The organism is Oleiphilus sp. HI0125, assembly GCF_001635355.1.
The window spans coordinates 1-1455 of the sequence record NZ_LWGF01000720.1 but is presented as its reverse complement, the minus strand read 5'-3'; the positions used below and the strand labels follow the sequence as shown (position 1 = coordinate 1455).

The window sequence follows — 1455 nt, the reverse complement described above, 5'->3', positions numbered from 1 at the left end:
AGGGAATCAACGGCACGGTATCTGGCACCGAAGCATCCATTGAAACCTTATTAACTTGGTTGAAAGCTATTCCCGAGTTTGCAGATATTGATTACAAGCTTTCGTTTGATGAATCTCAACCGTTTTACCGCACCAAGGTGAAACTTAAAAAAGAAATTGTCACGATGGGAGTAGAGGGTATCGATCCTAAAAAAGTTGTTGGCACATACGTCAAACCTAAAGACTGGAATGCGCTTATTTCTAATCCTGAAGTTGTGTTAATTGATACGCGTAATGACTATGAGTATGAGATTGGTACGTTTGAGGGTGCCGTAAACCCCAAAACTGATACCTTTAGAGAATTCCCAGCTTATGTTGATGAACATTTAGATCCTGCTAAGCATAAAAAAGTCGCTATGTTCTGTACGGGCGGCATTCGTTGCGAAAAATCGACAGCTTTCCTAAAAGAAAAGGGCTTTGATGAGGTTTATCATCTAGAGGGTGGCATCCTTAAATATCTGGAAGAAGTCCCTAAAGAAGATACGATGTGGGAAGGCGATTGCTTTGTGTTTGATAATCGTGTTGCTGTTGATCATGATCTAAACAAAAGCGCCTATGATCAATGCCACGCATGTCGACTTCCAATTACTGCCGAAGATATGGAACACGAACACTACAAAAAAGGTGTGAGTTGTCCTAAGTGTTTTGGCAAACACACGCCTAGCCAGATCAAACGATTCGAAGAACGTCAAAAACAGATTGACTTAGCGCGCGCACGTGGCCAAGGCCATATTGGTAGTGAAGCAACTGAAGCTATTGCTCAAAATCGTGATAGGAAAATTGCGGCGATTAAAGCGCAGCAAGAAGCGCAGTAATACATCTGATAAAAGTAGCGTGAACGGTGTCGTTTGCGCTACTTCAACTCAATCTTTTTCTCTTGGCATCTCGCACAGCGCATAACTGTGACAAGCCTCCCTTGCTTAACGTCAAACTGGTTCTCTTTTTCGATCACCCATTTGTGAAAGCCATGCTTACAAAGGCTTTTTCCTTTATGCTTCTCTTTGAGCGAAGGTCTTTTAAACTGAACAACGTCTCCCATAGTTTTCCTCGCGAACAATAAATCAAAGCAGCAAATAAGAATTAGACGGATGCTACCAAAAGGATACCGTAAACGATACAGCCTTACTTTCATCGGAAGCTTGTTGCTGCATAGCTCCGTTGCGACCTATCTTATCTATAATCCTGTCGATTTTACGGAAGAAGTGCAGGACAAATCTGTAACTGTTCAGCTTAAGAAAGATGAACCGAAGTCGGACAAGAAAGAGGCCGAGAAGAAGGAAGCCGAGAAGAAGGAAGCCGAGAAGAAGGAAGCTGAGAAGAAAGAAGCTGAGAAGAAGGAAGCTGAGAAGAAAGAAGCTGAGAAGAAAGAAGCTGAGAAGAAAGAAGCTGAGAAGAAAGAAGATGAGAAGAAAGAAG

The 1455-nt window shown here is 42.3% G+C and carries 2 protein-coding genes; both read left to right on the top strand.

Features of this window, described 5'->3' with window-relative positions:
• A partial coding sequence (locus A3762_RS10520) for a rhodanese-related sulfurtransferase (RefSeq protein ID WP_068755362.1) occupies nt 1–854 on the top strand: 854 nt, incomplete at its 5' end.
• Between the two features lie 273 nt (nt 855–1127).
• On the top strand, nt 1128–1455 hold a 328-nt coding region (locus A3762_RS26450), incomplete at its 3' end, for a hypothetical protein (protein WP_197469195.1).